General features: G+C 69.7%; 21 protein-coding genes, 1 rRNA gene and 1 pseudogene. 16 read left to right on the forward strand and 7 right to left on the reverse strand.

From position 1 onward, the window contains the following. Positions 1 to 82 precede the first annotated feature (82 nt). From rrf to SLUN_RS22790, 9 genes and pseudogenes are all read left to right on the forward strand, one after another. Positions 83 to 199: ribosomal RNA gene (rrf, locus tag SLUN_RS22750) — 5S ribosomal RNA — on the forward strand. 62 nt (positions 200 to 261) lie between these two features. After that, complete coding sequence (locus SLUN_RS22755) at positions 262 to 906, forward strand: HAD family hydrolase (protein ID WP_108151129.1); 645 nt, start codon at positions 262 to 264, stop codon at positions 904 to 906. Between the two features lie 43 nt (positions 907 to 949). After that, positions 950 to 2,169, forward strand: a pseudogene (locus tag SLUN_RS22760) (MFS transporter). Next, the gene (locus tag SLUN_RS22765) at positions 2,120 to 3,295 is read left to right on the forward strand and encodes an acetoin utilization protein AcuC (RefSeq protein WP_108151131.1); all 1,176 of its coding nucleotides are present in this window, start codon (positions 2,120 to 2,122) and stop codon (positions 3,293 to 3,295) included. Before SLUN_RS22760 ends, SLUN_RS22765 begins: the two are co-directional and overlap by 50 nt. 122 nt (positions 3,296 to 3,417) lie before the next feature. Next, positions 3,418 to 4,233, forward strand: a complete 816-nt coding sequence (locus SLUN_RS22770; RefSeq protein ID WP_108151133.1) for a phosphatase — start codon at positions 3,418 to 3,420, stop codon at positions 4,231 to 4,233. Between the two features lie 127 nt (positions 4,234 to 4,360). Beyond that, positions 4,361 to 4,573 carry a helix-turn-helix domain-containing protein gene (locus tag SLUN_RS22775; protein ID WP_159100305.1) on the forward strand — a complete coding sequence of 71 codons (213 nt, stop codon included), beginning with the start codon at positions 4,361 to 4,363 and terminating at the stop codon, positions 4,571 to 4,573. 122 nt (positions 4,574 to 4,695) lie between these two features. Next, positions 4,696 to 4,794 carry a 30S ribosomal protein bS22 gene (locus tag SLUN_RS22780; protein ID WP_003948845.1) on the forward strand — a complete coding sequence of 33 codons (99 nt, stop codon included), beginning with the start codon at positions 4,696 to 4,698 and terminating at the stop codon, positions 4,792 to 4,794. 175 nt (positions 4,795 to 4,969) lie between these two features. Next, positions 4,970 to 6,067: an NAD-dependent epimerase/dehydratase family protein gene (locus SLUN_RS22785; RefSeq protein ID WP_108151137.1), complete on the forward strand. Its 1,098-nt coding sequence runs from the start codon at positions 4,970 to 4,972 to the stop codon at positions 6,065 to 6,067. Between the two features lie 96 nt (positions 6,068 to 6,163). Further along, entirely contained in the window at positions 6,164 to 7,237 is a 1,074-nt protein-coding gene (locus SLUN_RS22790; RefSeq protein ID WP_108151139.1) for a lysophospholipid acyltransferase family protein, read from the forward strand. A 91-nt stretch (positions 7,238 to 7,328) separates the two neighbouring features. Here SLUN_RS22790 and SLUN_RS22795 read toward each other — a convergent pair whose 3' ends face one another. The 3 genes from SLUN_RS22795 to SLUN_RS22805 form a co-directional block, all read right to left on the reverse strand. Further along, entirely contained in the window at positions 7,329 to 8,504 is a 1,176-nt protein-coding gene (locus SLUN_RS22795) for a DUF5667 domain-containing protein (RefSeq protein WP_108151141.1), read from the reverse strand. Positions 8,505 to 8,723: 219 nt separating this feature from the next. Continuing rightward, positions 8,724 to 9,518, reverse strand: coding sequence for an ECF subfamily RNA polymerase sigma factor, BldN family (locus SLUN_RS22800; RefSeq protein WP_108151143.1), 795 nt, complete (start codon positions 9,516 to 9,518; stop codon positions 8,724 to 8,726). Positions 9,519 to 9,877: 359 nt separating this feature from the next. Beyond that, positions 9,878 to 10,819, reverse strand: a complete 942-nt coding sequence (locus tag SLUN_RS22805; RefSeq protein ID WP_108151145.1) for an HAD family hydrolase — start codon at positions 10,817 to 10,819, stop codon at positions 9,878 to 9,880. A 145-nt stretch (positions 10,820 to 10,964) separates the two neighbouring features. Here SLUN_RS22805 and SLUN_RS22810 point away from each other — a divergent pair, with 145 nt between their 5' ends. The 5 genes from SLUN_RS22810 to SLUN_RS22830 all read left to right on the forward strand — a co-directional run bounded on the left by SLUN_RS22810 (position 10,965) and on the right by SLUN_RS22830 (position 16,610). Beyond that, the gene (locus SLUN_RS22810) at positions 10,965 to 11,240 is read left to right on the forward strand and encodes a glutaredoxin family protein (protein WP_108151147.1); all 276 of its coding nucleotides are present in this window, start codon (positions 10,965 to 10,967) and stop codon (positions 11,238 to 11,240) included. Between the two features lie 345 nt (positions 11,241 to 11,585). Further along, positions 11,586 to 12,311, forward strand: coding sequence for a redox-sensing transcriptional repressor Rex (locus tag SLUN_RS22815; protein ID WP_108151149.1), 726 nt, complete (start codon positions 11,586 to 11,588; stop codon positions 12,309 to 12,311). Further along, positions 12,308 to 13,990 (forward strand): glutamyl-tRNA reductase, encoded by a 1,683-nt coding sequence (locus tag SLUN_RS22820; protein ID WP_108151151.1) that lies wholly within the window; start codon positions 12,308 to 12,310, stop codon positions 13,988 to 13,990. Before SLUN_RS22815 ends, SLUN_RS22820 begins: the two co-directional genes overlap by 4 nt. Continuing rightward, positions 13,987 to 14,946 carry a hydroxymethylbilane synthase gene (hemC, locus tag SLUN_RS22825; protein ID WP_108151153.1) on the forward strand — a complete coding sequence of 320 codons (960 nt, stop codon included), beginning with the start codon at positions 13,987 to 13,989 and terminating at the stop codon, positions 14,944 to 14,946. The genes SLUN_RS22820 and hemC overlap by 4 nt, the downstream gene beginning before the upstream one ends. After that, positions 14,943 to 16,610 carry a bifunctional uroporphyrinogen-III C-methyltransferase/uroporphyrinogen-III synthase gene (locus tag SLUN_RS22830; RefSeq protein WP_108151155.1) on the forward strand — a complete coding sequence of 556 codons (1,668 nt, stop codon included), beginning with the start codon at positions 14,943 to 14,945 and terminating at the stop codon, positions 16,608 to 16,610. Before hemC ends, SLUN_RS22830 begins: the two co-directional genes overlap by 4 nt. Positions 16,611 to 16,733: 123 nt before the next feature. Here the strand turns inward: SLUN_RS22830 and SLUN_RS22835 are convergent, their stop codons facing one another. Genes SLUN_RS22835 through SLUN_RS22850 form a run of 4 tightly spaced genes read right to left on the reverse strand, consistent with a single transcriptional unit; the run spans position 16,734 to position 22,104 of the window. Beyond that, positions 16,734 to 17,810, reverse strand: a complete 1,077-nt coding sequence (locus SLUN_RS22835) for an NlpC/P60 family protein (RefSeq protein ID WP_108151157.1) — start codon at positions 17,808 to 17,810, stop codon at positions 16,734 to 16,736. Between the two features lie 59 nt (positions 17,811 to 17,869). Next, a complete protein-coding gene (locus SLUN_RS22840; RefSeq protein ID WP_108151159.1) occupies positions 17,870 to 18,352 on the reverse strand; it encodes a poly-gamma-glutamate biosynthesis protein PgsC/CapC in 483 nt (160 codons plus the stop codon). Further along, entirely contained in the window at positions 18,349 to 19,788 is a 1,440-nt protein-coding gene (gene pgsB, locus SLUN_RS22845; RefSeq protein WP_108151161.1) for a poly-gamma-glutamate synthase PgsB, read from the reverse strand. The genes SLUN_RS22840 and pgsB overlap by 4 nt, the downstream gene beginning before the upstream one ends. 6 nt (positions 19,789 to 19,794) lie before the next feature. After that, positions 19,795 to 22,104, reverse strand: a complete 2,310-nt coding sequence (locus SLUN_RS22850) for a cache domain-containing protein (protein ID WP_108151163.1) — start codon at positions 22,102 to 22,104, stop codon at positions 19,795 to 19,797. Between the two features lie 520 nt (positions 22,105 to 22,624). On the opposite strand from SLUN_RS22850, the gene SLUN_RS22855 reads away from it, so the two are divergent. Both SLUN_RS22855 and hemB read left to right on the forward strand, forming a co-directional pair. Continuing rightward, complete coding sequence (locus SLUN_RS22855) at positions 22,625 to 23,458, forward strand: hypothetical protein (RefSeq protein ID WP_108151165.1); 834 nt, start codon at positions 22,625 to 22,627, stop codon at positions 23,456 to 23,458. A 184-nt stretch (positions 23,459 to 23,642) separates the two neighbouring features. Next, the gene (hemB, locus tag SLUN_RS22860; protein ID WP_108151167.1) at positions 23,643 to 24,644 is read left to right on the forward strand and encodes a porphobilinogen synthase; all 1,002 of its coding nucleotides are present in this window, start codon (positions 23,643 to 23,645) and stop codon (positions 24,642 to 24,644) included. The last annotated feature ends 9 nt before the right edge of the window (positions 24,645 to 24,653 follow it).

The raw sequence follows: 24,653 nt of genomic DNA on the forward strand, positions 1-24,653 counted from the left end.
GTGTCAGTTCTGAAGTAACGAACTGTCGAACCGCCTCATAGGTCACATGAGGCCGGGTTCCGGATCGATATTTTCATAGAGTTTCGGTGGTCATAGCGTTAGGGAAACGCCCGGTTACATTCCGAACCCGGAAGCTAAGCCTTTCAGCGCCGATGGTACTGCAGGGGGGACCCTGTGGGAGAGTAGGACACCGCCGAACAATCATTGTGGGAAAGCCCCGCACCTTATGGTGCGGGGCTTTTCGGCGTTTAGGGTCGAGGTATGCGCTATGACCTCGTCATCTTTGACAACGACGGTGTGCTCGTCGACAGCGAGCCGATCTCCAACACCATTCTGGCCGGCTACCTCACCGAGCTCGGTCATCCCACCTCGTACGAGGAGTCTCTCCGTGACTACATGGGGGCCGCTGTGCACCGTGTACACGATCTTGTGCGGGAGCGGACCGGGCAGGCGTTGCCCGCGGACTTCGACGACACCCTGCACGCTCGCGTCTTTGCCGCCTTTGAGCGGGAGTTGGCCGCTGTCGATGGCGTGACCGAGGTGCTGGAGAAGCTGGTGGCGGACGGGGTGCCGTACTGCGTGGCGTCGTCCGGGAGCCATGAGCGGATCAGGGTCGGGCACCGCAAGACCGGGCTGGACCGGTGGTTCGAGGACCGTGCGGTCTTCAGCGCGGAGGATGTGGGACGGGGGAAGCCGGCGCCGGATCTCTTTCTCCACGCCGCGGAGCGGATGGGGGTGGCTCCGGAGCGGTGCGTCGTCGTGGAGGACAGCCCCCTCGGGGTGGCGGCCGCCAGGGCGGCGAGGATGGATGTGTACGCATTCACGGCGATGACGGCTGCCGTGAAGCTGACAGGCGCCAAGGGGTACTTCGGAGCGATGGCGGAGTTGCCCGCATTGCTCGCGTGATCCATCTACCCATGGGTAGACGCGCGGCCTACGCTGTGCGGCCATGACAGATGCGCGGCTGCGGCACGGGCGAGCCTCCTTGGCGTTGAGCTTCTTCGCGCAGGGGGTGGCCTTCGCTCTGCTCGTGACGCGTATCCCGGCCATCCAGGACCGGTACGGGATATCCGACGGGCTGCTGCCCGCCTTTCTGGCGGCGGTGCCGATCCTCGCCGGTGTGGGGAGCGTCGTCACCGAGCGGCTCGTGAAACGGGTCGCGCCGAGCGTGGTGCTCAGGTGGTCGCAGCCGGTGGTGCTCCTGGGGCTGCTCGGGGTCGGGGCCGGTAGCCGGCTGTGGCAGGTGGCTGTCGCGCTGGGGGCGTTCGGGCTGGCGGTGGGCGCGCTGGACGCGTCCATGAACATGCTCGGGGTCAGCCTGCAACGGGCGTACGGGCGCAGCATCATGCTCGGCTTCCACGCCGCGTACAGCCTCGGTGGGATCGCCGGTGCCTCGCTCGCCTGGGTCGGGGCGCACTGGGACCTGTCGCTTCTGGTGTCGTATCTGCCGGTGGTGGCGGTGCTGTTGCCGGTGGCGCTCGTCGCGAGCCGGTGGTACGCGGACGGCGAGCGGGGCGAGGAAGCAGCCGAACGGGCGGCGGGGGAACGGCAGTCGGGTGCGTTCAAGCTGCTGCTGCCGCTCTGTCTGGTGATGACCTTCGCGTACATCGGGGACTCGACGGTCTCGAATTGGAGCGCGAAGTATCTCCAGGACGTACTGGGGAGCTCGGAGGAGCTCGCGACCCTTCCGTACAACGCCTATATGGTCACGACGCTGCTGGGGCGGGCCGTCGGGGATCTGGGGTGCGGCGGTTCGGGGCGGTGGCGGTCGTGCGGTGCGGGTCGGTTCTCGCGGCGGCCGGGTTCGGGGTGGTGGCCGTGGCGCCGGGGCCGCGGGTGGGGATGCTGGGGTTCACCATGCTGGGGCTCGGGCTGTGTGTGATCGTGCCGCAGACGTTCGCGGCGGCGGGGCGGATGTTCCCCGGGGCGAGCGACGGTGCGGTGGCGCGCCTGAATGTCTTCAATTACGTGGGGTTCTTGATCGGGTCGCCGTTGGTCGGGGCGCTCGGGGATGTGTGGAGCTATCGGGGCGCGATGATCGTTCCGATGGTGTTGGTGCTTGTGACGTTGGTGTATGCCCTGTCGTTCGGGACGGAAACCGCCAGATACGGTGGCGGGCATGAGCGGCCGCGGGTTGTTGATGTGGGACGAGGCGGTAACGAAGTATGACTTCGGTGCCGGCCATCCGATGGATCCGGTGCGGCTTGCGCTGACCATGGGGTTGGTGCGGGCGTACGGGCTGGATCGTGTGGTGGATGTGGTCGCCGCGAAGCCGGCCGGGGACTCGACGCTCAGACTCGTACATCACGAGGACTATGTGGCGGCGGTGCGGGCGGCGTCCGTCGATCCGCGGGCCGCGGATCAGTCCTTCGGGCTCGGGACGATGGACGATCCGGCCTTCGTCGGGATGCATGAGGCGTCGGCGCTGATCGCCGGGCAGTCGGTGGGGGCGGCCGAGGCGGTGTGGCGGGGTGAGGCCGAGCACGCGGTGAACTTCGCGGGTGGGCTGCATCATGCGATGCCGGGCAGCGCTTCGGGGTTCTGCATCTACAACGACGCGTCGCTGGCGATCGCCCGGCTGTTGGAGCTGGGGGCGGAGCGGGTCGCGTATGTGGATGTCGACGTTCACCACGGGGACGGCGTCCAGGCGGCGTTCTGGGAGGACCCGCGGGTGCTGACGGTTTCGCTGCACGAGCATCCGCGGACGCTGTTTCCGCAGACCGGGTGGCCGGAGGAGACGGGCGCGGCCGGGGCGGGTGAGGGCAGTGCGGTGAATGTGGCGCTGCCGGCGGGGACGGGGGACGCGGGGTGGCTGCGGGCGTTCCACGCGGTGGTGCCGGAGCTGTTGGCGGACTTCAGGCCGCAGGTGCTGGTGACGCAGCACGGGGCGGATACGCACTTCGAGGATCCCCTGGCGCATCTGGCGGTGTCGCTGGATGCGCAGCGGGCGGTGCAGGAGGCGTGTCATTCGTTGGCGCACGAATACGTGGAGGGCGCCCGGTGGGTGGCCCTGGGGGGCGGAGGCTACGCGGTGGTGGACGTCGTACCGCGGTCGTGGACGCACCTGGTGGGGATTGCGGCGCACGCGCCGGTGGATCCGGAGTCGGTGATTCCGTCGTCGTGGCGGGATGAGGTGTACGCGCGGACGCGGCAGTTGGCACCGGGGCGGATGACGGACGGGCGGACGCCGGAATGGCGGGGGTGGGAAGAGGGCTACGACCCGGCGGATCGGCTGGACCAGGCGGTGGTGGCCACGCGGCGGGCGGTGTTTCCGTTGCGGGGACTGCTGGCGTGAAGGAGGTTTGGCTTCCGACCCCGTAGCACCGCGCCTCCGTCGCTACGCAGCCATTACGCCAACTGTGGGTGCTATCCAGGCTTTTGGCCCGGAACCCGCAGCTGTGCGGCAGCATCGGCAGGGTGTTGAGCACCGGAGCGCTGCGTGCACATCTGTTGGCCGCTCGGCTGGCCGGGACCGTGGCCACGTCGCGGGAGGAGAGCCTGCGCAGCTATCGGCTCTTCGCCGTCAGAGATCCGCGCGTGACCCTGGGGCTCGATCCCGAATGGGCCTGGGGCGAGCGCGATGTGATTGCGCTGATGGCCGAGAGATGCGGGGTTTCCGACGATCCCCGGCACGTCGCCGGGCCCGATGTCATCGATCCGGAGCGGACGTTGAGCGCGCTCGCCGCGTTTGCCGAGCGGCTCGGGGAGGTGGCCGCGCGGCGGGCGCCCGTGCTGTTCGGGACCGGGCATCCGCATCGGCTTCTCGGGTTCTACGCCGGGCTGGCAGACGCTTTGTCGGCAGCGGGGTGCGAAGTCCTCACCCCCGCGCAGGGGCGATGTGTCGACATACCGACCCGGTTCGGCGTACGCACGTACAACCTTGAGTACGTACGAGGAGTCGCGCTGGTGCGGGAACCCGGCGCGCAGGGTGCCGGGAGTGGGACCGGCGCACATACCCACTCACCCCTGCCGGTTAGGGCCGCGCTGGAGGGTGTCGCGCAGGGCGGCGGTCCCCTTCCCGAACTGATCGTCGGGGACCACGGCTGGGTCTGCGGGGCAGGTCAGCTGGGGATTGAGGCCATCGGGCTGGCGGATACGGACGACCCCGCCCTGTTCGTCGGTGAGGCCGAGGGGCGGGTGTCCGTAGTCGTTCCGCTTGATGACGCTGTGCGGTCCGATTACTACCGACCGCTTACACGCTATGTACTCAATCGAGCGTGTCTGTCACAGTAGGCGCCCGATCGCTGCTCCTCTTCCCCACTCGCATCACCCGCCCCTAGTCTGGGAGTGAGCGCACCGCGACGAAGAGTCACCGGAGGGGAAGCCGGTGTGCGTCGTGTGCGGAAGGTACAGGTGGGTCATGACTGCTGGCAGCGAGAGGCCTCTCAATGAGGTCAAGTTTCTTACCGTGGCGGAAGTCGCCTCGGTGATGCGAGTGTCGAAGATGACCGTGTACCGCTTGGTGCACAGTGGTCATCTGCCGGCGATCCGGGTGGGCAGGTCCTTCCGGGTTCCGGAGCAAGCGGTTCACGAGTACCTCCGCGAATCTTTCGTGGGGGTGGAATCCGCATAGCCGGAGCCGGACGATTCCCCTCGGATTACGTCCCTCACTCGGCGGCAGGTAGGCTAGGCCGACGTAGGTCGTGTGGGCCCAGACGCCCCGCACCGAGTGAAGAGAAGTGAGCGAGGGTAGTCGTGGGCTCTGTTATCAAGAAGCGGCGTAAGCGGATGGCCAAGAAGAAGCACCGCAAGCTGCTCAAGCGCACCCGCGTTCAGCGTCGTAACAAGAAGTAAGCGACAGCTGTACGTGTCGCCGCGACCCTCCCACCAGCAGGTGGGAGGGTCGCAGTGCGTTGCGGTAGCGGCGAAAGTGCGCCCCGCGGTCATCACATGGCAACACGTAGCCGCTACGGTGACGCACAAGGGTGGATCCAGGCGGACCAAGCGGACGTGAGGGAAGGCGCTGATCTTGGGGAAGGTCGTGCTCGTCACCGGAGTGGCCCGGCAGCTCGGAGGCCGTCTCGTACGGCGTATCCAGCGGGATCCCGAGGTGGACCGGGTGATCGGGGTCGATGCGGTGGGGCCCGGGCATCATCTCGGGGGAGCCGAATTCGTCCGTGCCGATATCCGCCAGCCGGCCATTGCGCGCGTGCTGGCCGAGCATGGCGTCGACACCGTCGTGCACATGGATGTCACCGGTACGCCGCTGGGCGCCGGCGGCCGTACGACGGTCAAGGAAACCAACGTCATCGGCACCATGCAGCTGCTCGGGGCGTGCCAGAAGTCGCCGACCGTCAAGCGGCTGGTGATCAAGTCCAGTACGAGTGTGTACGGCTCCGCGCCCCGCGATCCGGCGGTCTTCACCGAGACCACCCCGCCCAAGTCCCTGCCGAGCGGCGGCTTCGCGAAGGACGCGGTCGAGGTCGAGGGGTACGTACGGGGATTCGCCCGGCGGCGGCCCGATGTGGCCGTGTGCGTGCTGCGCTTCGCGAACATCCTCGGGCCGTGCGCGGACTCCCCGCTCGCCGAGTTCTTCTCACTGCCCGTCATGCCGACCGTCTTCGGCTACGATCCGCGGCTGCAGTTCGTCCACGAGGACGATGTGATCGATGTGCTGCGGATCGCTCTGCACGAGCCGCGGCGGGGCACGCTCAACAGCGGCACGTTCAATGTCGCGGGAGCCGGTGTGCTGCTGCTGTCGCAGTGCTCGCGGCGGCTGGGACGGCCGACGATGCCGGTGCTGCTGCCGGCGGTCACCTGGGTCGGTTCCGCGCTGCGTACGGTCGGCATCACCGACTTCTCGCCCGAGCAGATCCGGCTGCTCACGCACGGCCGGGTGGTGAGCACCACTCAGATGCGCGAGACACTGGGCTTCGCCCCGAAGTACACGACCGCGGAGACCTTCGCGGACTTCGCGCGCAGCCGCGGGCCGGGGCTGCTGCCGCCGGAGACCATGGCCAGGGCGGTGGACCAGCTGGCGGCGGCGCTGCCCTTCACGGGCGGTACGGGCGCCGCGGGCAGTGCCGGCAGCGCGGCCGGCGCGAGCAGGACCATCGAGCAGGACTGAGCAGGACTGAGTAGGACTGAGCAGGACTGAGCAGGACTGAGTAGGACGATCATGCAGACGACTCAGAGCGACGCCGAATAAGGAGCGCAGCCAACGATGGCGGACGCCAAGGTCATTCCCTTCGACGACGACCGTTCGCGCGGCAGCGCGCAGCGCCCGGCGCGGCGGCGCCCCGCGGTGGGCGGCCGGCGGAAGGCCGAGCCCGCGGTGGTGCGCGAGGCTCCGGTCAGCCCGCTGCCGGCGCAGAGCAAGGACGGCGAGCGCCGGGGAGCGGTACGGGCGGCGGACGCGGGCCGAGAGCCCCTGGCGGCTCAGGAGACGGCGGGCACGGGCGGCTGGGAGCGGCGGATCGCGGGCGGTCTGGCGTTTCTGCGGCGGCGGGTCACCGGTGATTACGAGGTCGACGAGTTCGGTTACGACAAGGAGCTCACCGACCAGGTCCTGATGTCCATGGTCCGCCCGTTGTACGAGAAGTACTTCCGGGTCGAGGTGAAGGGCATCGAGAACATCCCGTCCGAGGGCGGGGCGCTGGTGGTGGCCAACCACTCGGGGACGCTGCCGCTGGACGGGCTGATGATGCAGGTCGCCGTCCATGACAACCACCCTGCCAACCGTCATCTGCGGCTGCTCGCCGCGGATCTGGTCTTCATGCTGCCGGTGGTCAACGAGCTGGCCCGCAAGGCCGGTCACACCCTGGCGTGCGCGGAGGACGCGGAACGGCTGCTGCAGCGCGGCGAGGTCGTCGGTGTGATGCCGGAGGGCTTCAAGGGCATCGGCAAGCCGTTCAGCGACCGCTACAAGCTCCAGCGCTTCGGGCGTGGCGGGTTCGTCTCGACGGCGCTTCGGGCGGGGGCGCCGATCGTGCCGTGCTCGATCGTCGGGGCCGAGGAGATATACCCCATGATCGGCAACGCGAAGACGCTGGCGCGGCTGCTCGGGTTCCCGTACTTCCCGATCACGCCGACGTTCCCGTGGCTGGGGCCGCTGGGTGCGGTGCCGCTGCCGACGAAGTGGACGATCCAGTTCGGCGAGCCGATCCAGACCAACGGGTACCCGCCGGAGGCGGCGGAGGACCCGATGCTGATGTTCAACCTGACGGACCAGGTACGGGAGCAGATCCAGCACACGCTCTACAAGCTGTTGGTGCAGCGGCGGTCGGTCTTCTTCTGACACGTCCTGCCGGGGCATATGTGCGAGGGCATACGCGTGAGGGCGGGCGCTCCTTCTCAGGAGCTCCCGCCCTCACCCGTACTGCTACGGCCTACGGCGCGTCCTCGCCGTCGATGCCCAGCCCCGGCAGGAGCCCAGGCAGCAGCGGCGGGATCGTGACGTCCGGCTCCGGCAGGGTGGTGTTCTTGCCTGACGGTGACGGCGAGACGCCGTTCACCGGGGGCTCGAACAGACCGCCCGTGTTTCCGCCGAGCAGGCCGTCGTCCGCCGTGCTGCCCGAACCGGACGGCCGCGGCTTGCCGCTGTCTCCCGTACGACCGTCGCCGGACGCCGGTGAGGAGGGTGTCGTACGTCCCGGGCCCGAAGTGCTCGTGGCGTCCTGGGTGGAGCCGGGGCCCTGGGAGCCGCGGCCCTTCTCCGGGGGCCGTGGCAGCATCGACTCCAGGGGGCCGACTTCTTCGTCTATGGCGTCGAAGACCGAGTTCACCTCATTGCCGACGTCGGTCAGCTGGGCCGGCAGCCGGTCGCGCAGCCCGTTCCAGGCGTCGCGATGGGACCGGGAGAACGAATTGAGCCTGGCCATCGGGCCGAGGGAGCCGTCCCTCTCGTACGCCTCGTGGAGCAGGCGGTGGCCTTCGGTGGCGTCGTGTCTCATGCCGTTGAGCGCGCGGCGGACCTCGCCGAGCGATTCGTGATCCATGTCGCCCGCGCGGCCGCGCTCCATGAGGCGGCGAGCCTCGCTGAGCCGGGTCGATGCGTGGTCGAGGTAGAGCCCGCCGCGGTCGGAGTCGTCGTCCGCCAGGCCGAGCTTCAGATCCTCCATGCCACGCTTCAGCCCGTACAGCGAATCACCGGGCAGGGCGTCGGAGCTGGCAGCGGCCACTCCGCTGAAGGCTCCCGCGGCCACACCGACGGTGAGACCGCCGACCGCGATGCCCTTCGACCAGCGGGAACGCGGTCGCAATTTCCGGAGCGGGGAGGCCCGATGGGCGCCGCGGCCGGGCGTCCGCTGCTCGGGCACCGTAGGGCCCGCGGACGCACCTCCCGAAGCGAACATCTCTTCCATGGCAGCCACGAGCTGTGCTCGCTGCACCACTTTGACCTCGGGATCCATCTCCGGTTTCGGCAATTCGCCGAGACCGTTCGCCAGAGCCAACAGCCGTCCGTGCCCGGTCGGTTCGACCGATTCTTCGGGCTGCTTGGCCGCCTGATCTTCCAAGGCCTGGGCGAAGGCGTTCGCCCGGTGCGCCGAAACGTGTCCGATCACTGGCGGCACCTCCTCTCGTCATGACGATCGACTCCCCTGGGGGTCTGGAGGGTTGCACGCCTTGAGTGCATCCACTCGATCGAGTGAGTGGGTGCGGGCATGGCGTGACCACAGGGAGCCTGCATCCCGCACAACGAGCGTCGTGGCACTTGGGTTACGCGCGAAGGATGATCGGACCAGTGCGTCATCGAGGCGTCACCGATTGTGAGTTGGGGGCGGTCAGCGGGCGTCGTCGGGGAGGAGCCGGGCCAGTGTGCGCACCGCCCGGTACTGGAGGGTCTTGATCGCGCCCTCGTTCTTGCCCATGACCCTGGCCGTCTCGGCGACCGAGAGGCCCTGCAGGAAGCGCAGGGTCACGCATTCCTGCTGCTGAGGGTTGAGCTTGCGGACCGCTTCCAGCAGTGCGGCGTTCGAGAGGGACTCGAGGACGGAGTCCTCCGGGCTGCGCTCGACCTCATTGGCGTCGAGCATCTCGCCGGTGGTCACTTCCAGCCGGAAGCGGCTGGACTTGAAGTGGTCGGCGACCAGATTGCGGGCGATCGTGACCAGCCAGGCGCCGAAGTCGCGGCCCTGCCAGGTGAAGGTGGAGATGCGGCGCAGGGCGCGCAGGAAGGTCTCGCTGGTGAGGTCCTCCGCCGTCGCCTTTCCGCCCACGCGGTAGTAGATGTAGCGGTACACGGTGTCGCTGTACTGGTCGTAGAGACGGCCGAAAGCGTCGGCCTCGCCCGCCTGGGCACGTTCGACCAGATCCATCATGCGGGCACTGTCGCTGTCGGCACTGGGGCGGCGGGCGGTGGTCGAGGCGCCGGTGGTGCCCCGGCCGCCCCGTCTGCCGACGGCTGCGCGGCCGTCGGCCAGGGCGTAGCAGGGGCCGGCCGGGCCGCTGACGGCAAGGCGGGGCATGGCGAATGCGGGGACGGCGTACGCGGTGGGGACGAAGCCGCGCAAGTGGTCGAGGACCGTTGCGCGCAGCGTAGCCAGGCCCGAGGCGTCAACCCCGACGTGTGGGTACACGGGACTCCCAGAGGCAGAGCTTCCATCACGTGCAGTGCGGGACCGTTCACCCGTCGTGGGGACTGGTGGGGTCCGTCATGCGTCTGAGGAGAATAACGCTTCGTACAGGCAGTGCTACACCCAGTTGCTCAAATCGTCGTTTCCGTCGCTTCTGTTGCGACTTTGCGACGCTTCAAGTCGCAGATCGTGAGCACTTGTTGATCGAATTGCTTCGTGATCTGTCGTGTCGTGCGGTGGGTTGTGCCCGACACGCGGCAACAGGCCTGGCAGGGGGCTCGGGCGGGCAAGGGTACGGGATTGCCCGCGGGACCGTCCCGTCCTCGTCGCTGTGTTCGCAGTGCCGTCGTCAGCGGGCGGCGTCAGCGGCGGCGGCGGTGCAGGGCGACCGCGGCCGCGGTGCCGCCCGCGATGGCGCCCACGCCGGCCGCTGCCGGGATGCCGACCTTCGCGGCCTTGCGGCCCGTCCGGTAGTCGCGCAGCCGCCACTCGCGAGCGCGGGCGTGCTTGCGCAGCTTGGCGTCCGGGTTGATGGCGTACGGATGCCCCACCAGCGACAGCATCGGGATGTCGTTGTGCGAGTCGCTGTACGCCGCGCAGCGGGTCAGGTCCAGGCCCTCGGCGTGCGCCAGGGCGCGTACCGCCTCGGCCTTGGCGGGTCCGTGCAGCGGCTCGCCCACGAGTTTGCCCGTGTACACGCCGTCGACGGACTCGGCGACGGTGCCCAGCGCGCCGGTCAGGCCGAGGCGGCGGGCGATGATCGTCGCGGTCTCCACGGGAGCGGCGGTGACCAGCCAGACCTTCTGCCCGGCGTCGAGGTGCGCCTGGGCGAGGGCTCGGGTGCCGGGCCAGATGCGCTCGGCCATGTACTCGTCGTAGATCTCCTCGCCGATGCTCATCAGCTCGGCCACGCGATGGCCCTTGACGATGGACAGGGCGCTGTCGCGGGCGTCCTGCATATGCTCCGGATCCTCGACGCCGGCCAGCCGGAACCACGCCTGCTGCCAGGCGAACCGGGCCAGTTCCCGGCGCTGGAAGAACTTCCGCTTGTACAGGCCGCGGCCGAAGTGGAAGATCGCGGCGCCCTGCATCACGGTGTTGTCGAGGTCGAAGAAGGCTGCGGCCCGGTCGTCCCCGGCGACGGGGAAGTCCGGTTCGGCGGCCGGGGCAGTGCCGTGCAGTGCTTCGAGAGCCTCGAGTTCCTGCGACGACTTGCGCGCTGCCTCGGCTGCTGCCTCGCCTGCGAGCACGCTCCGCGCGGTGGCGGAGCGCCTACGGGGGGTGAGCCATCCCAGTGCGGCCATGTCGTGAGCATAGCCAGTCTGTTCGGTACTTCCCGACACGCCGGGATGCCATGGCGTGAACTCTCCGCGACCGGTTCGTTAAACGGGCGATCCGGACGTAGGGGATGCGGGCCGCATTCGCCCGGGGCGGGCGGAGAATGGGCACATGAGTCCTGTGTTGCGACGTGCGAAGAAGAAGGCCGCCGAGCGGGTGGTGACGCTGATCGGGAAGCCGGGGTGTCACCTCTGTGACGATGCGCGGGCCGTGATCGAGGAGGTGTGTACCGAGACGGGTGCGTCCTGGGAGGAGAAGGACATCACCCAGGACGAGGCGCTGCACCGTGCGTACTGGGAGCAGATTCCGGTCGTCCTGGTCGACGGGGAGCAGCACACGTTCTGGCGGGTGGATGCCGGACGGCTGCGTCGCGAACTCGGGGCCTAAGGACTGGGGGCGTAAAGGGAAGCGCCGCTACCGTCGGGGACGTTCTGCTCGGGTCCGCATATGGGCCCGGCTCTATCGGGACGCGATGCGGACACGGCACAGTAGGCGGTCTCGGGGGCGCGTTCGTGAGGAGTGTGTACGGTTTTGCCCCGTTCGGGTCTTAAACGGGCCGACGCGGTCCGAGGTTCCAGGAACATGCGTACGGATTGCGTGACCCCGGTCACTTTGGGTGGACAAAACGGACACCATCTTTGTGCACGCGTTCACAAAGACATAGCCTGCATTCGACGGGGCGGTCCTGGGACCTACGGCCGCCTGCAGCCTCGCTCATCCCGCAGGAGCACCGTGGCAACTGGCCGAAATCACCGACCGGCGACCCGTAGCCGAGGAATCCCCGAGGCCACCGTCGCCCGACTTCCGCTGTACCTGCGCGCTCTGACCGCGCTGTCGGAGCGTTCTGTTCCCACGGTCTCCTCCGAGGAACTCGCGGCCGCCGCCGGAGTCAACTCCGCGAAGCTGCGCAAGGACTTCTCCTACCTCGGCTCCTACGGGACGCGCGGAGTGGGCTACGACGTCGAGTACCTCGTCTACCAGATCTCGCGCGAGCTCGGTCTGACGCAGGACTGGCCCGTGGTCATCGTCGGTATCGGCAACCTCGGCGCCGCGCTCGCCAACTACGGCGGATTCGCCTCCCGCGGCTTCCGGGTCGCCGCGCTGATCGACGCCGACCCGGCCATGGCGGGGAAGCCGGTCGCCGGGATCCCCGTCCAGCACACCGATGAACTCGAGAAGATCATCAGCGACAACGGTGTCTCGATCGGCGTCATCTCGACGCCCGCCGGCGCCGCACAGCAAGTGTGCGAGCGCCTGATCGCGGCCGGTGTCACCTCCATCCTCAACTTCGCCCCCACCGTCCTCTCCGTGCCCGACGGCGTCGATGTGCGCAAGGTCGATCTCTCGATCGAGCTGCAGATCCTCGCCTTCCACGAGCAGCGGAAGGCCGGCGAGGAGGCCGAGGCCGCAGGCCGGAAGGGACCCGACGGGGATATGCCCGCCGTGATGCCGGCATGAGCCTCCTGGTCGTCGGTCTCAGCCATCGCAGCGCGCCGGTGAGCGTGCTGGAGCGGGCCTCCCTCGCCTCCGACTCTCAGATCAAGCTGCTCCAGGACACCCTGGCCGCGGAGCCCGCCACCGAGGCGGCCGTGCTGGCCACGTGCAACCGCATCGAGCTGTACGCGGACGTGGACAAGTTCCACGCCGGTGTCGCCGAGCTGTCGATGCTGCTCGCGCAGCACAGCGGGGTGGGGCTCGAGGAGCTCACTCCGTATCTCTATGTGCACTACGAGGACCGGGCCGTACACCACCTCTTCTCGGTGGCCTGCGGACTGGACTCCATGGTCGTCGGCGAGGGGCAGATCCTCGGGCAGATCAAGGACGCCCTCGCGCTGGGGCAGGAGCTGCACACCGCCGGCCGGCTGATCAACGACCTGTTCCAGCAGGCCCTCCGGGTCGGCAAGCGCGCGCACAGCGAGACCGGGATCGACCGGGCCGGGCAGTCGCTCGTCACCTTCGGTCTGCAGCAGCTGGCCGACGGCGCCGACGTCGAGGAGTGGGCGGCGGACAAGCGGGTGCTGGTCATCGGTGCCGGCTCGATGTCCTCGCTCGCCGCGACGACGCTCGCGCGCCTGGGCGTACGTGAACTTGTCATCGCCAACCGGACGCTGGAGCGCGCGGAGCGACTGGCCGCGGTGCTGGCGGAGCCGGACGGAGTGGCCGCGCACGCGGTACCGATGGCTTCTGTCGGCGAAGAGCTGACACGTGCCGATGTGGCTGTCTCGTGCACCGGTGCGACGGGTCTTGTCCTGACCGCGGAGTCGGTCGCGGCGGCGCTTGCGGAGCACGTGGTTCCGGGGCCGGTGTCCGCTGTGGATCTGCGGGCGCCGGACGGCAGCCTGGTGGCGCGGCTCGCGGCGACGGCGGCGCGGGACGGCCGTGTGCACGATCGCTCGGCCGCGGCTGGGCTCTCCGATGACGATGCGGGCGCAGGTCGGGGCTCCGCCCCGAGCCCCGCGCCTCAAACGCCGACGGGGCTGGATGGGCTTGATGTGCCCGCGGGGGCGGATGGCTGTCCTGTGGGGCTGGAGCCGCCGCCTGCCGAGGACCTCGCGCAGCACGGGGCCTGGGTCGACAGCGCGGCGCGGAGCGTTCGGACCGGTTCCGGTGCCCGGGCGCGGGCCAACGGGCCCGTACGGCTCGCGCTGCTCGATCTCGCCATGCCCCGGGACATCGACGGCGCCGTTCACCGCCTCGCCGGCGTACGGCTCGTCGACATCGAGTCCCTCGCCGAGGCCTCCGCCGACGCGCCGATGGCCGCCGACGTGGACCAGGTGCGCGGCATAGTCTCCGACGAGGTCGCCGCCTTCGGCGCCGCCCAGCGCGCCGCGCACATCACCCCGACCGTCGTCGCCCTGCGCGCCATGGCCGCCGATGTGGTGGCCGGTGAGGTCGCGCGGCTCGAGGGCCGGCTCCCCGGCCTCGACGAGAAGCAGCGCGCCGAGATCGGCCAGACCGTGCGCCGCGTCGTCGACAAGCTCCTGCACGCGCCCACCGTGCGGGTCAAGCAGCTGGCCGGCGAGCCCGGCGGTGCCGGGTACGCGGACGCGCTGCGGACACTCTTCGACCTCGACCCGGAGACGGTCGCCTCCGTCAGCCGGGCCGACATGAATGACCCGAATCGAGGGCGAGTATGACCGAGAGGGCACTGAGGCTCGGGACCAGGCGTAGCAAGCTGGCCATGGCTCAGTCCGGGCGCGTGGCTCAGGCGGTGCGCCAGTTGACCGGCCGTGCCGTGGAGCTCGTCGAGATCACCACGTACGGGGACACCTCCCGTGAGCATCTCGCACAGATCGGCGGTACGGGGGTCTTCGTCACCGCGCTGCGCGAAGCTGTCGTCGCCGGCGAGGTGGACTTCGCCGTCCACTCGCTGAAGGACCTGCCCACTGCGCAGCCCGACGACCTCGCACTGGCGGCCGTGCCGCTGCGCGAGGACCCGCGGGACGTGCTGGTGGCGCGCGACGGGCTGACCTTCGACCGGCTGCCGAACGGCGCCCGGATCGGGACCGGTTCGCCGCGCAGGATGGCGCAGCTCAACGCGCACGCGCGCAGCCACGGCATGGCGGTCGAGACCGTGCCGATCCGCGGCAATGTCGATACGCGGATCGGATTTGTACGCAGCGGGGAGCTGGACGCGGTGGTTCTCGCCGCCGCCGGGCTCATCCGCCTGGGCAGGATCGACGAGGTCACCGACTTCCTGTCGGTCGACTTCGTCCTGCCCGCCCCCGGCCAGGGGGCACTGGCGATAGAGTGCGCCGCGGTCAACGCGGACCTCACCGCCGCACTCGCCGAGCTCGACGACCCGTTCACCCGGGCCGCCGTGACCGCCGAGCGTTCCCTGCTCGCCGCCCTGGAGGCCGGCTGCACCGCACCTGTGGGTGCGCTGGCCGACCTGCTGGCCGACGGACAGGTTGTCACTGAAATGCGCCTGCGCGGCGTCGTCGGCACAACCGACGGCTCGACGCTGGTGCAGCTGTCCACCACCGGTCCCGTACCCACGTCGCACGACGACGCTGTCGCGCTCGGTCGCGAACTCGCGTCCGAGATGCTTGCCAAGGGTGCGGCCGGTCTTATGGGGGAGCGAGCACTTTGAGCCCCACCCGTCCCACCGCCAACGCATCCTCGGTGTTCTCGGCACACGGGCACGTCACCTTCCTCGGCGCCGGTCCCGGCGACCCCGGACTGCTGACTCTGCGCGCTGTCGAGGCGCTCGCGGGAGCCGACGTACTGATCGCCGAGCCGGAAGTGCTCGACGTTGTACGCAGCCATGCGCGGGCGAACGTAAGCACGCCTGAACTGACGGTTGTTGACGACGCGTCAACAGCCGCCGGGATCCCCGTCCTCAGGGATGCGGCCAATCTTGTCATGGAGGCCGCGAGGGGTGGCAAGCGGGTCGTCCGTGCGGTCACCGGTGACCCGGGCCTCGACGGAAACGCAGGTCAGGAGATGCTCGCCTGCGCCGCCGAGGGGATTCCCTTCGAGGTCGTGCCGGGTGTCGCCACGTCGGTCGGCGTACCCGCGTACGCCGGTGTACCGCTGCGCGACGCGCAGGGCACGGACGTACGTTTCATCGACGCCCGCAGCGCGAGTGAGCGGTGCTGGACCGAAGTCGGCGCGAGCGACGGCACGGCCGTCGTCTCGGCGACGCTGGAGACGGTCGCCGCGGCGGCGGGCGAGCTGGTGGCCGCGGGCCGCAAGCCGGACACCCCGCTGACCGTCACCGTCGCCGGTACGACGACCAGGCAGCGGACGTGGTCCGCGACCCTCGGGACGATCGCACAGGTCCTCAAGCAGGCGAAGGTACTTCCCTCGCCCGAGGGCCACCGGCCCGTCATAGCCGTGGTCGGTGAGCGCAGTTCCGCCGCCCAGCGCGACCAGCTCTCGTGGTTCGAGTCCAAGCCGCTCTTCGGCTGGAAGGTGCTCGTACCGCGGACCAAGGAGCAGGCGGCTTCGCTCTCCGACCAGCTGCGCAGCTACGGTGCTGTGCCGCACGAGGTGCCGACGATCGCCGTCGAGCCGCCGCGTACGCCGCAGCAGATGGAGCGGGCGGTCAAGGGGCTCGTGACCGGTCGCTATGAGTGGATCGCCTTCACGTCGGTCAACGCGGTGAAGGCGGTGCGGGAGAAGTTCGAGGAGTACGGGCTCGATGCCCGTGCGTTCGCGGGGATCAAGGTCGCGGCGGTGGGGGAGCAGACCGCTGCCGCGCTGGTGGACTTCGGTGTGAAGCCGGACCTCGTGCCGAGCGGTGAGCAGTCGGCCGCGGGTCTGCTGGAGGACTGGCCGCCGTACGATCCGGTCTTCGATCCGATCGACCGGGTTTTCCTGCCGCGGGCGGACATCGCCACCGAGACGCTGGTGGCGGGCCTGATCGAGCTCGGGTGGGAGGTCGACGACGTGACCGCGTACCGGACGGTGCGCGCGTCGCCGCCGCCGGCGGACACGCGGGAGGCGATCAAGGGCGGCGGGTTCGATGCCGTGCTGTTCACGTCGTCCTCGACGGTGCGGAATCTGGTGGGGATCGCCGGCAAGCCGCACAACGTGACCGTGATCGCGTGCATCGGCCCTGCTACGGCGAAGACCGCGGAGGAGCACGGGCTGCGGGTGGACGTGCTGTCACCGGAGCCGTCGGTGCACAAGCTGGCGGAGGCGCTGGCGGAGTTCGGCGCGAGGCGCCGCGAGGCGGCGGTGGAGGCGGGCGAGCATGTGACGCGGCCTTCGGAGCGGCGTCCTGGCGGACGGCGGCGGCGGACGACGTAGGGCGCGGGTTTCGGAAGGGGCGGGGTTGGGGGTTTCCCCCACCCCGCCCCTTCCCGTAAGCGGGGCTCCGCCCCAGGCCCCGCGCCTCAAACGCGGGCGGGGCCGGGTGTGCCGGCGTTTGAGTCAGAGGCGCTTGGCGCTGCGCAGGGTGGAGGCGTAGTAGCCGTTGCCGTCCAGGCGCGATGTGCCGCCCTTGTCGCCGATCGTGGGGCCGTTCGCCTCCTCGCGGCTGGAGATGAAGATCTTGTGGCCGTCGGCGTCGTTGCCGAGGTACATCCCCGTATGGTCCAGGCGCTGTGCGGTGCGCGTATCGAGCTTGAAGAACACCAGGTCGCCCGGCTGCAGCACGTCGGTCGAGCTGGGCCGGTCCGCCGGGGCGACGCCCTTGAGCGGGATGACGTCGACGCCGGCCTTTGAGCGGGCCATGCCGTTGGCGGTGCGCGGCAGACCGTCGCCCGAGGTGTCGGTCGCCATCAGCGGGTAGCGAGCCCGGTAGCCGAAGACCGTGCGGATGAAGCCCGAGCAGTCCATGGCCCGGTACTTGGCCGGCTCGGCCGCGAGGGTGGTGCCGCTGCGGAAGGTGTACGACTGGCCGAGGTAGTCGTAGAAGTCCGACTGCTCGAGCCGGAGGTCGCCGGCCCCGGCGGAGTTCGGGTTGAGGGGACCGAAGGCCGCGTCGCCCGCGTACTGGGTGCCGTCGGCGTCCTTCTTCGGCGGCGCCTGGTCGCCGTACTGGAAGGCGATGGCGAAGAGGTCTTCCTTCTTGCTGCCGTAGTTCTCCTTGAACCAGTCCTTGAACCACTGCTCGCGCTCGGAGCCCTTGCGCCACTCCTCGGGCATCAGGCGCACCCAGTTCTCCGTGACCACCTTGGACTTGGTGTTGGCGGGCTCGGTGAAGGTGCGGCTCGGGCCGGTCAGGGTGGCGGTCCGGGCGCCGTCGGTGAAGGTGGCGAGCACGTCGCCGTCACCGTCGCGCAGCACGGAGCGCGCGGGGTTCTTCAGCCGTTCCCACTTCTGCGAGCCGTCGTCAGCGACGGCGCCGGAGTCGACGGGCTTGTCGGTGACTGCCTGGATGGCGGGCGCCTTCGCCTGCTCCTCCTTGCGCAGCTCGATGGTGAAGTACGCGCTGCCGGCCAGCAGCGCGATCACAGTGGCCCCGTGCAGGACGCGACGTGTGCGGCTCTTGGACTTGGCGGTCATTCGCTTGCTCCGAGTGGGTCGGTCGACGGAAGGGGCGTCATGCGTGCGTCAGGTGTGCGTCACGCGTGCGGCATGAGGCCGAGCAGGATTCCCGCGGTGAGGACGACGTACGTCGTGAGCGTCGCCGATCCCGTCGCGAGCAGCGTGGCGCCCTTGGGCTGGCGCACCAGCTGATAGGCGATCAGGCCGGGCACAATGAAACCGAGGGTCTGGTTGGCGTACAGGAGCGGGAACTCCATCTGGAGCACGATCACCACGGTCGCCTGAAGCAGAACGCCGATGAGCACCACCGCTGCGAACAGCCGCTTGCCGTAGAGGATCACGAAGCGCTGGGTGAGCAGCGTGAGCACGTACGTCAGGACGGTGACGCCGACGACGAGCGCGGCGCGCTGCAGGTCCTCGATCAGGGTGAGTGCCAGCCAGCCCGGCGTGATCATGCCGCCGGGAGAGAGGTTCGTCGTCAGGTAGCACAGGAGCGAGAACAGCAGGCCCAGCGCGATGCCGATCGCGGCGATCTCGGGGGTGAGGACGGCGGGGATCAACGGGGCTCTCCTGGGTTCTGCCACTGCTGGGGGATCGAAGGGGGCTGCTGCGGGTGCTGGTACGGGAACGCCTCGGGATGCCGCGGGCCGGGCCTGGCCTGTACTCGGCGGCCCTCCTCGGCTGCGGGCAGGTGCGCGTACGGGTCGAGGTGCTTGACGTACAGAGCCACGGTCTGGTCGTGGCGAGTGGGCTCGGTCCTGTCGCCGGCGCTGTCCGCGATGCCCGCCCGGTCCGTGCCGCTCTGGTCCGTCTCCTCGTCGGGCGGCAGCTCCGCGAGGTGCTCGAGGAGGACCTCGCCCTGGCCGTGAATGTTGCCGATGGCGACGAGCGAGGAGTTCTCACCGAGCCGGCCGAGGAGTTCGAGCATGAACTCCTCGCCGTCGCGGGAGTCCCCGCCGAGGTCGACGGCGTGTGAACGCCATTCGGCGGGAATGGCGTCGATGGCGCTCTTGGCCGGGTGGCCGATGACGAACACCTTGTCGGGCTGGAGATCGGGGATGATCTGGCCCATCTGGCCGTTGCGCTCGACGCGGTCGGGGCGGCAGTTGATGACGACGTTCAGCGGCCTGTTGATCGCGCCGACGTCGAGCAGCTGGTTGATGTTCATCAGCGTCGATTCGGGATCGTTGGCCGCGAAGACGTTGGCGAAGCGCAGCCGCTTGCCGCCGGGGGCGATGTAGCGCTCGACGGAGAGGACACCCGGGTCCGGCGGGGCGTCGTACATGCCCTGGAGCGCCGTGTCGCGGTCGACGCCGAGCAGGTCGGCGACGGTGAGCGCGATGGCCACGTTCTCCTTGAAGGTGAACCAGCTGAAGCCGCGCAGCTCTTCGTCGGTGACGATCTCGGGGTCCGCGTAGATGAGCCGGCAGTCGCGCTTGTCGGCTTCCTCCTGCAGGACGTGGAAACGGTCCTTCTCGGCGGTGACGCAGATACCGCCGTGCGGCATCGAGCGGGACAGCGAGCGCGCGATGTCGTCGAGGGTCGGGCCCATCTCGGCGACGTGGTCCTCGCGGACGTTGCACAGCACGCCGATCGTGGACTGGATCAGCTTGGACTGGTTGATCTCCTGGAGCGCGGGCATGACCGCCATGCACTCCATGACCAGTGCGTCCGGCCGGTAGGAGGCGGCGCGCCGCACAATGCCGATCTGTTCGACGACATTGGCGATGCCGAACTTGCGGTAGACCGGCTCCTCGGTTGCGTCGGGGTGGATGAAGCGGGCAGCGGTTCCGGTGGTCTTGGCGACCGTCGTCAGTCCGCCGCCGCGCAGCGCGCCCGCGCACAGACGGGTGATGGAGCTTTTGCCGCGGATGCCGTTGACCAGCACCCGCGTCGGTATCTGGTCGAGGCTTGCGAAGTGCCGCCGCTGTTCGACGATGCCCGCGATCAGCATGATCGCGCAGCAGACGACGAGTACGGCATAGAGGAAGAGCACGGCGGTTCAGGTCCTTCCGACCGGAGTTGAGCTGCCGGACCGGCCGGCGCTGCCGCCGACGTCCCGCTTGCGCTGCTCGTGCAGCTGCTGGCGGATGACTTCCAGGCTGCGGGTGACGGCGCCGACTTCGTCGTGATGGCGCGGGTACATGACGGTGCGCCGGTCCCCGTCGGCGAGGGCTTCGGCCCGCTGGGCGAGTTCACGCAGTGGCCGTACGACGATGATGTGCAGCCAGCCGAGGCAGGCGGTGGCGGCCGTGAGACCGAGCAGGCCGGCCAGCACGGTGCGGTTCTGCGCGTCGTACGCGGGGATCGCCAGGCCCTTGGCGGGCTGCCAGCTGACCACGGTCCAGCGGAGCGGCCCGGCGGCGCCGCCGCCGTCGAACGCGGCGGCGGCCGCGATGGTCACGCCGCCGCTGCGGATGACCCTGGCGCTCGGACGGGAGTTGTCCGCGTCCTCGCCGCCGTCCTTGCTGTCCTTGCTGTCCTTGCTGTTCTTGCCGGAGGCCTTCTGGTTCGCCTTCGTCACCAGAGCGTCGATCTTGCCCGGCAGTTTCTCGAAGGCCAGGTAGCCGCTGTTGGCGCCGATCACCCGGTGCTTCTCGTCGACGACGCGAATCTGGCCCAGGCCCGGCCGCTTGAGCAGCGCGTTGAGATAGCCGATGCGCAGCTCGCCGACGACGGCCGCGCCCTTGAGACCGGAGGCTTTGGCGTACTCGACGATGACCGGCTCGTTGCCCCCCTCGCCGAGCAGGACGACAGGCTCGGCCGACGGGCCTTTGCCACGGGGGTGGCGGGGCTCGGAACCGGATTCCGCCACGATGGTGCCGTCCGCCCCGAGCACGTATATCGATGTGTAGTGCGGGTGCTGTCTACGGGTCTGCTCCAGGGACTCCGTCATGGCGGCGGGGGTGGTGCGGCCGTCGAGCAATGACGCCACCAAGGTCAGGTCGGCGTGGCCCTCGTTGAGCGCACGCCGGACCCGGTCGGCCAGGGTGTCGGTGCGTTCCCGCTGGTCGTGGACGATCGACTTCGGCACGGCGACGGAATCTCCGGCTCTGTTGAGCAGCAGCACGAGCGGGGCCGACCACACGAGCAGCAGGACGCCGCAGACGGCGACGAGCGCGCGCATACCGATTCTGCCGCGCCGGCCGCGGCGGGTTTCGGGGAGCCCCTGGTCCTGGGCCGGCTCTGAGAGCAGCTGGCGGCGCAGCCGCTCCAGTACGGCTCCGACCCGGGAGGCCTCGCCGTACTTGGGCTGAGTCACCGGGCGGGTGAGGTCGCCGCGACTGAGCCGGCGGCTTTCCAGGAAGAGTTGCAGCAGCGGCCGTTGGACGGTGCCGATCAGCAGGGCGACGGCGAGGGCGCCGATGAGGAGCAGCGCGCCGGCGGCGGAGATCCAGAAGAAGGAGTCGAGCGCGGCGGACCCGTTCTCGGGGACGTCGACGAGCGAGACAACGGTGAGGCCCAGCCCGGTCGACTCGGTGCCCTCGCCGGGCACCGGGCCGGTCAGGGCCGCGTAGCCGGCCACCGGGCGCTCCGTTTCGTGGGCGTCGCCCAGCAGGCTCCCGCTGACGCCGGGGAAGCCGCCGGAACCGGGAGCCTTGGACTTGAGCGGATGTTGACGGGCCTTGCCCGCCGCCGTCTCGGCGAAGGCGGCGAGGTCCTTGCCCGTCCGAGCGGCGTCCGCCTTGGCCTTGGCGGAGGCTCCGCGGCCGGGGCTGGGGAGACCGTCGCTGCTGAGGACCTGCCCGGAGGAGTCGACCACCGCGATCGCGCGGTCGTCGCCGAGGCTCACGCCGGGAAACTTCAGGCTGCTGGAGGCGATCAGCAGTTGCTGGGGCCGGTCGGGCCAGGACAGGACGGCGAAGGTGAGCAGTCGCGTCCCGCCGTGTTCGAGCCGGACCATGCGCGGGCTCAGACCGTCCTCGTCGCCGAGCTTTGTCCGGTCGACGGCCGTCAGCGGCAGGTTCTCCCCGCGCTGGGCCTCGAGTCGTCCCGACTTGATCTCGATGACGGCGGTGCCGCGCCACTTCTGATAGATGCTGCTGAGCTTGTCGAGCACGGTGTCGGCCGAGACGGGATCACCCGCGTTGAACATCGCGGCGGTGCGGCTCAGGTCGGTGATGCTCGCGTCCAGGGACGCACGGAGCGCGATGGCGCCGTCCTCGGCGAAGTGCTGCTGCGAGGTGCTTACCGCCTCCGGAACGGGATCCTCGCCCGCGCGTCCGAGCTGGAAGGCCGTAAGGGCGGCGATGCAGAGCAACAGGACGGACAGCATGGCGATGGGGGGCCGTATCCCGCCCAGTAGCGACATGTCTGCCCTGCGGCGGACTCTGTGCCGTCGCTTTGTGCGCGACGCGGCCAACGGAGGCTCCCTTTTGAACGCTCCGGTGCCACGGGGGCTCCGGAGCAGGCTTGGTGGACGGGCATGCGGGTGTCATCTGGACGTGTGTGCGTGATGCGTGAGTGCTGTGGCGCGGCCTTACGGCGCCCGGCGGTGCCGCGCGCGGCGTGTCCGCCGGTGCGCACCGGGGCCTGTCATCCGAGCGGACCTGCCGGAGGCCGGGAACCGGATCCGGTGCCGTCGGGCGCGCCGGGTCCGCAGCCGGTCAGGGACGTACACCTCGAAGGGGTGTCACCTGTGCGGGCGGAGGCGCGTGGGACGGCAGTCTTCATCACTAGGCTATTTTCATCTGCCTATGACCACATCGCTTGCACAACGGATAACGATTGGCGTAATTCTTGGAGTAGGCGCTTCCTTTTGCGTCATAGTGGCGTGTATCACGCAAGGCGCCGTACAACCATCTGGCGACAAGCACGAAGCCGAACGGGCCGTGCCCGTCGCGGACGTCGATCTGGAGGACCGGATCACCCGGTTCACGACCGGGTTCGGTTCACGGGGCGGATACCGGATCCCCACGCGGGACGAACGGCGGACCGTCAGCGAGGGCGTCGCGCTCCTGCTGGACGGCAAGCAGGACGAGGCCCGCACCCGGCTCGCCGAAGTGGACTTCGTCGTGAAGGAGTTCACGGACGGCGCAAGCGGACGCCACTTCGCGGAGGTGTCCGACGCGGTCACCCGCACCGACGGTACGAACCGGGGCTGGGGCCGGGTGTACGTCGGCCTGGGCGCGCCGCCACGCTGGTCGGTCCAGGTCCCGCATCCGATCGCCGACGCTGACACGGAGCGGCTGGGCGTCCGGGTGCTGCGGAACTCCCCGGGCGGCGTCATGGTGCTGGCCGGGGCGCACCGTACGGCGGGCAAGGGAGATGCCGCCGACGTCGCGCACCGTACGGACTCCGTCTTCCACGAGATCGTGGCCGAGCTGATGGGTCGAGGACTCCCGGGGGTGCAGCTCCACGGTTTCGCGGACGAGTCCTTCCCGCGGTACGACGCTGTGGTCTCCACCGGCGCGGGGGGCGGAGCGGTCGAGGACGGCAGGCGGCTCGCGAAGGTGTTCCGCGCGGCGGGTCTTGAGGTGTGCCGGGCCTGGGAGCGGGAGTGCGAGTTGTCCGGATCGGACAATGTGCAGGGGCGGGTGGCGGCGAGGGAGGACCGTCGCTTTCTCCATGTGGAGCTGAACGCGAGCGCGCGGGCGGATGCGGCGGGTCTGGATGAGGCGGCGGGGGCGATTTCGGTGGTCGTGGACGGTTGGGCGCGGCGGTGAGGCGGGGCGGTGCGGGTGGGCGCGCCTGCGGCGGGCTTGCTCCCCTACCCGCCCCTTCCCGAACTGGGGCTCCGCCCCAGACCCCGCGCCTCAAACGCCGGCGAGGCTTGAGTATCCGGCCACCGCACCCGCGCCGACACCCTGTCGGCACCGGGCCCCCTCCACCCGGCGTAGCGTTGCCGCCATGACTGCGTACGGATCCTTTCCCGGCGCGCGGCCGCGGCGGCTGCGCGTGACGCCCGCGATGCGGCGGATGGTTGCCGAGACCCGGCTGCACCCCGCCGATCTCATCCTTCCCGCCTTCGTACGGGAGGGCATCAGCGAGCCCGTTCCGATCTCCGCGATGCCCGGCGTCGTGCAGCACACGCGCGACACCCTGCGGAAGGCCGCCGTCGTGGCCCGTGAGGCCGGGGTCGCCGGGATCATGCTCTTCGGGGTGCCGGAGGATGCCAAGAAGGACGCCGCCGGGACCGCGGGGACGGATCCGGACGGGATTCTGCAGGTCGCCATCCGGGATGTGAAGGCCGAGGTCGGGGACGAGCTCGTCATCATGTCGGACCTGTGCCTGGACGAGTACACCGATCACGGCCACTGCGGCGTGCTGGACGCCGAGGGCCGCGTCGACAACGACGCGACCCTGGAGCGGTACGCCGAGATGGCGCAGGTCCAGGCCGACGCGGGCGTCCATGTCGTGGGGGCCAGCGGGATGATGGACGGTCAGGTCGGCGTCATCCGCGATGCGCTGGACCAGACCGGCCACGAGGACGTGTCGATCCTGGCGTACACGGCGAAGTACTCGTCAGCGTTCTACGGGCCGTTCCGCGAGGCCGTCGGCTCCTCGCTCAAGGGCGACCGCAAGACCTACCAGCAGGACCCCGCCAACCTCCGTGAGTCCATGCGCGAGTTGGCGCTCGATCTCGAAGAGGGCGCCGACATGGTGATGGTGAAGCCCGCGGGGCCGTACCTCGACGTGCTGGCGAAGGTCGCCGAATCCGTGGACGTGCCGGTCGCCGCGTACCAGATCAGCGGCGAGTACGCGATGGTCGAGGCCGCCGCCGAGAAGGGCTGGATCGACCGGGACCGGGCGATCGCCGAGACGCTGCTGGGCATCAAGCGGGCCGGTGCGGACATGATCCTCACCTACTGGGCGACCGAGGTCGCGCGGGGGATCGGCGCGGGTCGCTGACGAAGGAAG

Origin of the sequence: Streptomyces lunaelactis, from assembly GCF_003054555.1 — a bacterium.
Lineage (GTDB): Bacteria > Actinomycetota > Actinomycetes > Streptomycetales > Streptomycetaceae > Streptomyces > Streptomyces lunaelactis.

What these genes read in the sequence shown, in the direction of transcription:
- SLUN_RS22755 (WP_108151129.1), top strand. Translation starts at nt 262, where the DNA reads ATGCGCTATGACCTCGTCATCTTTGACAACGACGGTGTGCTCGTCGAC.
- SLUN_RS22765 (WP_108151131.1), top strand. Translation starts at nt 2,120, where the DNA reads ATGAGCGGCCGCGGGTTGTTGATGTGGGACGAGGCGGTAACGAAGTAT.
- SLUN_RS22775 (WP_159100305.1), top strand. Translation starts at nt 4,361, where the DNA reads ATGACTGCTGGCAGCGAGAGGCCTCTCAATGAGGTCAAGTTTCTTACC.
- SLUN_RS22790 (WP_108151139.1), top strand. Translation starts at nt 6,164, where the DNA reads ATGGCGGACGCCAAGGTCATTCCCTTCGACGACGACCGTTCGCGCGGC.
- SLUN_RS22805 (WP_108151145.1), bottom strand. Translation starts at nt 10,819, where the DNA reads ATGGCCGCACTGGGATGGCTCACCCCCCGTAGGCGCTCCGCCACCGCG.
- SLUN_RS22810 (WP_108151147.1), top strand. Translation starts at nt 10,965, where the DNA reads ATGAGTCCTGTGTTGCGACGTGCGAAGAAGAAGGCCGCCGAGCGGGTG.
- SLUN_RS22820 (WP_108151151.1), top strand. Translation starts at nt 12,308, where the DNA reads ATGAGCCTCCTGGTCGTCGGTCTCAGCCATCGCAGCGCGCCGGTGAGC.
- hemC (WP_108151153.1), top strand. Translation starts at nt 13,987, where the DNA reads ATGACCGAGAGGGCACTGAGGCTCGGGACCAGGCGTAGCAAGCTGGCC.
- SLUN_RS22835 (WP_108151157.1), bottom strand. Translation starts at nt 17,810, where the DNA reads ATGACCGCCAAGTCCAAGAGCCGCACACGTCGCGTCCTGCACGGGGCC.
- SLUN_RS22850 (WP_108151163.1), bottom strand. Translation starts at nt 22,104, where the DNA reads ATGTCGCTACTGGGCGGGATACGGCCCCCCATCGCCATGCTGTCCGTC.
- hemB (WP_108151167.1), top strand. Translation starts at nt 23,643, where the DNA reads ATGACTGCGTACGGATCCTTTCCCGGCGCGCGGCCGCGGCGGCTGCGC.